At 68.8% G+C, this 5,301-nt stretch carries 7 protein-coding genes and 1 pseudogene; all 8 read left to right on the top strand.

Annotated features, from left to right (window positions below; translation table 11 throughout):
• The coding region (locus tag D7W82_RS38150; protein ID WP_120591481.1) for a hypothetical protein at nt 1-274 on the top strand (274 nt) is incomplete at its 5' end.
• Between the two features lie 140 nt (nt 275-414).
• On the top strand, nt 415-969 hold the full coding sequence (locus D7W82_RS38145) for a hypothetical protein (RefSeq protein ID WP_120622963.1): 555 nt from the start codon (nt 415-417) through the stop codon (nt 967-969).
• Nucleotides 970-1,064: 95 nt separating this feature from the next.
• A complete protein-coding gene (locus D7W82_RS38140; protein ID WP_120622962.1) occupies nt 1,065-1,499 on the top strand; it encodes a lipopolysaccharide assembly protein LapB in 435 nt (144 codons plus the stop codon).
• Nucleotides 1,500-1,522: 23 nt separating this feature from the next.
• Entirely contained in the window at nt 1,523-1,918 is a 396-nt protein-coding gene (locus D7W82_RS38135; RefSeq protein ID WP_014398430.1) for a hypothetical protein, read from the top strand.
• A gap of 9 nt (nt 1,919-1,927) precedes the next feature.
• Nucleotides 1,928-2,767 (top strand): sigma-70 family RNA polymerase sigma factor, encoded by an 840-nt coding sequence (locus D7W82_RS38130; protein WP_120622961.1) that lies wholly within the window; start codon nt 1,928-1,930, stop codon nt 2,765-2,767.
• A 22-nt stretch (nt 2,768-2,789) separates the two neighbouring features.
• Nucleotides 2,790-3,209: an ATP-dependent helicase HrpB gene (locus tag D7W82_RS38125; RefSeq protein WP_120622960.1), complete on the top strand. Its 420-nt coding sequence runs from the start codon at nt 2,790-2,792 to the stop codon at nt 3,207-3,209.
• A gap of 110 nt (nt 3,210-3,319) precedes the next feature.
• Nucleotides 3,320-4,141: a type III secretion protein gene (locus D7W82_RS38120; RefSeq protein WP_120622959.1), complete on the top strand. Its 822-nt coding sequence runs from the start codon at nt 3,320-3,322 to the stop codon at nt 4,139-4,141.
• Nucleotides 4,142-4,293: 152 nt separating this feature from the next.
• Nucleotides 4,294-5,301: pseudogene (locus D7W82_RS38115) on the top strand (hypothetical protein); the annotation flags it as partial.

Genomic DNA, 5,301 nt, shown 5'->3' with positions numbered 1-5,301 from the left:
CGCCAGGCCCTCCGCGCCGCAGCCCCAGCCCCAGGAACTGCCTGTCCCGTCCTACCCCGCCGTCGAGACCTTCATCGAGAAGGCCTCCGCCAGCGACGTCCAGGCGCTCTTCGCGCCCGTCAAGGCGGGGCTCGCCGAGCTCAAGGGCCCGCGCGCGGAGATCGGCAAGAAGGCCCAGGCTGCGATCGCGCGGTCCGAGGAGCTGCTCGGCATGCTCGTGGACGTGCGCGAGAAGCTCGTCGCCGAGTCGAAGCAGGGTAAGGGCCGGAAATAACGGGCTTTTCGGGAGCCCGGACGATTTCTTGGCACCAGCAGGCAACCGGCGGCTGGCTCTCCCGATAATCCATTCAAAGAGCCGAGGGATGATCCCGGGGCTCCCCTTTTCGAATCGCTGGCACCAGCGCGGAGGCTGAAATGAGCAAGATCGACAGCGGCATGATGGGCCCGAACCTGCGCATGAACACCCAGATGACCACGGCTCGGCAGACGCCGAACACGAGCTTTGGCGCGCGCGTGCAGAACGGCCTGAACAGCACCGTCGGCGCCGTGGGCGCGGGTGTCGGCGCGGTGGCGGGCTTCGTCCCCGGCGCGGGCATCGTCTCCGCCGCGGTCTCCTCCGCGCAGACCTTCTCCGGCGCCTCCGGCTCCGGCATGCAGGGCGGCCCCTACGTGGGCGTGATGAACACCGCCTCCGGCGCGGTGCCCTCCACCAACCTGCCGGGCGTCGGCGGCAGCGGCATGCCCTCCTCGGGCGGCTCCACCTCGCTGGGCACCAGCGTGGGCTCCGGCGGCAGCGTGAGCGACCAGCTCAACACGAACAGCAGCCTCAAGACGATGATGGACGACAACGTCAAGCTGCTGAACATGCAGTCCGCCATGCAGCACGAGTCGCAGCTCTTCACGGCTGTTTCCAACGTGATGAAGTCGCGGCACGATACGACCAAGAACTCCATCGGCAACATCCGCTAGTCTTCACGGACAGCGGAATCTGACCGGTGCAAGGAAGGCGGCCCTCGACGGCCGCCTTCCGTGCTTCCGGCGACAGGAAAGGAAGCGCGACGTCCATGGCGGAGACCCCTTCGGAGATTGCCAACAGCCTCGTGCCCATGGCGCGCCAGCCGGCCATGGTCCTGCTGGAGTCCGGCTACCTGTGGCTGGACATGGGTCACTTCGACAAGGCCAAGGAGGTCTTCGTCGGTGCCGCCGCGCTCATGCCCAAGAGCGAGGTGCCCCAGATTGGTCTGGGCGCCGTGGAGTTCGCGCAGGGCAAGCACGACAAGGCCCTGGCGGCCTACCGGGTCGCCCAGCGGCTCGCGCCCCTGTCCTCGCTGCCCCGGGCACACGCCGGGGAGGCCCTGCTGTTCATGGGCAAGGTGCCGGAGGCCCTCAAGGAACTGAAGGCCGCCATCGACCTGGAACCTGAAAGCGACGGAGCGAAGCTGGCCCAGGCGCTCATCCAGGCGAAGGAAGCGGGGGCCCTGCCTCCGCAGAAGAAGTAGTCGCGGAAGAAGGAGGTACGTCGATGGCTGTCGGTGGAGTCGGACGTGGGGGTGGGAAGGGCCGCGCGGGCGGCGTGAAGGGGGCGTCCGGTCCGTCGGGTGCCTCCGGCGCGTCCTTTGGCGGCAAAGTGGACCGCACGGAATCGCTCGTCGGGCCTTCGGGTCTGGTAGGCTCCAGCAACGTCCAGGGCCCCCAGGCAACGGATCCGATCGCGGCGCAGGCCCTCGCCATCGCCAAGCGGCTGAAGAACGGGGGCTTCAAGAGCAAGGAGGAGGCGACGAAGGCGCTCGTCTCCGAAGTGCTCCAGGAGAAGTTGAACATGAAGTCCGCTGCCCTCACGGGCCGCATCGCCGGGGCCCTGCAGGATGATCCCCGGCTGAACCAGGTTCTCGAGCGGCTGTGGTCCAAGGCCGAGTGAGCGCGCCGCTTGCCTCTGGGTGAAGACAGGAAGGTCATCCTGGAGAAGTACGGCCCGTACGTGCGGTCGCTCGCGGCCACCGTGCGCAAGCAGTTCAATGCCCAGCTGGAGCTGGATGAACTGCTGGCCTATGGGCAAATCGGTCTGCTGGAAGCCGCTGAGCGCTTCGACCCCAAGGTCGGCGCCAACTTCCTCACCTTTGCCCACTACCGCATCAAGGGCGCCATCTTCGACGGCTTGAGGAAGATGGGGGTCTTGCGGGGCGCGGACGCCCGCACCGCCTATCAGGGCGAGCGCGCGACGGCGTATCTGGGAAATCTGGCGGACCGCGAGCAGGGCGCAAGCAACCGCGGGTCGTCATTCGACGATGATATTGGAGACATCTCGGATGCCGTGGCGGGCCTCGCGGCGGTTTTCGCGGCGGGGGCGGAAGGGGCGGAGGCGGCGGGCTACGTGGATGAATCCCTCCCGGCGGATCAGCGCCTGGAGATGGAGCAGCTGAAGAACCGGGTGCGCTCGGCCATCGAGAAGCTTCCGGAGAAAGAGCGCAAGCTCCTGCAGGGCTATTACTTCCAGGGACGCACGCTGGAAGAGGCAGGGGCGGAGATCGGGCAGTCGAAGAGCTGGGCGTCGCGGCTTCATGCGCGGGCCATTGATCGGCTCAAGGAACTCTTGAACGAGGAGGAGGAACTCCCTCCCCCCTCGACGGATGCAAGGAGGGTGTCACATGGCGGCTCCGATGAGCGGCATCTCCGCGGGACAGGTAGCGCAGCAAAAGCTGCAGGATCAGGGCGCGCAGCAGACGCAGCAGAAGACGGGCGCGTCGAAGTTCGACGGAGTTCTCGCTGACAAGGCGCAGGGCGCCGGCCAGGTGGACGCCGCCCAGAACGTGAACAAGGCCCAGGCCGCGCAGGCCACCCAGAAGGTGGACACCGTCCGCCAGGTGGAGACCGTCAACAAGGCGGAGAAGGCCAACCTGAACAAGGTGAACGGCGCTGCCCAGCAGCCCGCCACCGCCAAGGGCGCCGAGCCCGTGGACGCGAAGGCCGAAGCCTCCAAGACGACCAAGTCGGGCGGCATGGTGTCCGACCTCGTCTCCGGCCTGGAGAAGGGTCAGGTCAGCATGGACAAGCTGATCAAGGAGGCCTCCTCCGGCAAGAACATGTCCAACGCCGAGCTGCTGGGTCTCCAGGCGTCCATGTACAAGTACTCGCAGGAGTTGGACCTCACGTCGAAGGTCGTCGAGAAGGCCACCAGCGGCCTGAAGGACGTCGTCAAGACGCAGGTCTAGAAGTCCCCACCCCGCCGGGCCATGGCGGCATGTGAAGGGCGGTCCCTCCCAGGGTCGGGAGGGGGCGCCCTTCCGCGTTTTGCAAGGGCCCTGTTAAGCTAAGCGCGCCCATGACTCGCCGAACGCCCGTCTTCGCCGCCCCGCTCCTCGCCCTGCTGTTCCTCACCGGCTGCTCCATCGAGCTGCAGCACGAGCTGACGGAGGCGGACGCGAATGAAATCTACGTCCTGCTCAGCAAGAACGGCATCAACTCCAAGAAGGAGAAGGCGGAGGGTGGCAACGAAGTGCGCTTCACCATCGTCGTCCCCAAGGGTGACGCCGCGCAGGCCGCGGAGCTCTTGAAGCGCAACTCGCTGCCGCGCCCGGTGGAGAAGGGCCTGTCCCACTTCGCCAAGGGCAGCATGGTGCCCACCGCCACGGAGGAGCGCGCCATGCTCCTCAAGGCCATGGCGGGTGAGGTCTCCAACGCGCTCAACCAGATCGACGGCGTGCTGGAGGCGCGCGCCATCGTGATGGTGCCGGAGAACAACGACCTGTCGCAGCCGGAGAACAAGCCGATGCCGTCGGCCTCCGTGTTCATCAAGTACCGCACGGTGGAGGGCGGCAAGCCCCCCGTCACGATGGACGCGGTGAAGCAGTTCGTCGCCAGCTCCGTGTCGGAGCTCAAGCCGGAGGCCGTCACCGTGCTGATGACGGAGGCCATGGCACCCACGGCGGAGACCACGGAGACCAACCGCCTGCAGGACGTGCTCGGCGTGCGCATGACGGCCGCCAGCGCCAGCACCTTCAAGATGATCCTCGGCGGTGCGTTCGTGCTCATCCTGGCGATGATGGGCCTCACCGCGTGGACCTTCATGCGCGGCGGCTCGGGTGGCGCTGCCCCCGCCGCGGCGGCGCGTCCCGCGCGTGCGCGCGGCGGTCGCGAGGGCTAGAGCTGCACGTCGCTTCCCGCGGGCCTCCTGGGGCGGACCGCGGGACGTGTCCTCCAGGCCGGGGACACGTCTCCTATCTTCAGCGGGCCACCTGGGGGCCCGCGAGGTGACCGTTGGATTCCTTCTTCACCTCGCTCAGCAAGCGCCAGACCATGATGCTGCTCACCGCGGTCACCTTCGGGGGCCAGGAGAGCATGGCGGCGCTGGAGCACCTGCCGGACGAGGAGGGCGCGCTCTTGCGCCACCGCGCGCAGGAGATCCTCCAGATTCCGCGAGAGAAGCGCCTGCCCGCGGTGGTGCAGGAGCTCAAGCGCCTGATGAAGGACCGGCGCGGCCAGCTGTGGACCGCGGATCCGGAGCGGCTGGCGGCGCTGCTCCAGCGTGAGCGTGGTGCCCTGGTGGAAGTTACGCTGCGCGCGCTGCCCGGCAACATGGCGGAGGCGGTGCGCGGCCACCTGCCTGCCTCGCGCGTGAAGCTCACCCGCGAGGTGCGGCCGCAGGTCCTGGACATCATCCGCTGGAAGCTGGAGGAGGCGCTGGCGCGCGAGGTCGCGGGCCAGTCCGCGGGCTTCAAGTTCGCGGACGTGCTCAACCTCCAGACGCGTGAGCTGCTCACGGTGAGTGACCGCCTGGGCGCGCGCGTGTTGGGCCCGGCACTGGCGGGCCTGCCCGAGGAAGAGCTGAACGGCCTCCTGGAGTCGCTGCCTCCGGACCTGCTCCAGCTCGCGAGCAAGTCCGTGGCGGCGAATGCGCCGCGCAAGCTCCCGGAAGAGGACGCGCGCGCGCAGATCACCCTGCACGATGGCTTCACCCGGTTGGCGGGCGCCATCCGCAGCGCGGGCGTGCAGCGGCTGGCGCGCGCGTGCGTGGCGCAGTCCCCGGAGTTCGCCGCGCGCATGCTGGAGAAGCACCGCGGTGAGTTCGGCCACCTGGTGGCGAAGTGGGTGCGCGAGGAGCGCTCGCGGCCCACGGCCCGGGGCGATGGCGGACGCACCGACATCGTCATGGACCTGGAGCGGCTGGCTGTGCGCGGCCTCATCGAGCGCCCCGTGCGGCTGACCGCGCCGCCGCCGCGCCCCTCCGCAGTGCTGCCTCCACCGCCAGGGGCCCGGAAGCCCGCGCCAGCGGCCCCGGGAGCCCGCCCCGAAGCCCCCGGAGCC

It is taken from the genome of Corallococcus sp. CA049B, assembly GCF_003611685.1.
Taxonomy (GTDB): Bacteria; Myxococcota; Myxococcia; order Myxococcales; family Myxococcaceae; genus Corallococcus; species Corallococcus coralloides.
This window is presented reverse-complemented; position numbering and strand designations above follow the sequence as displayed.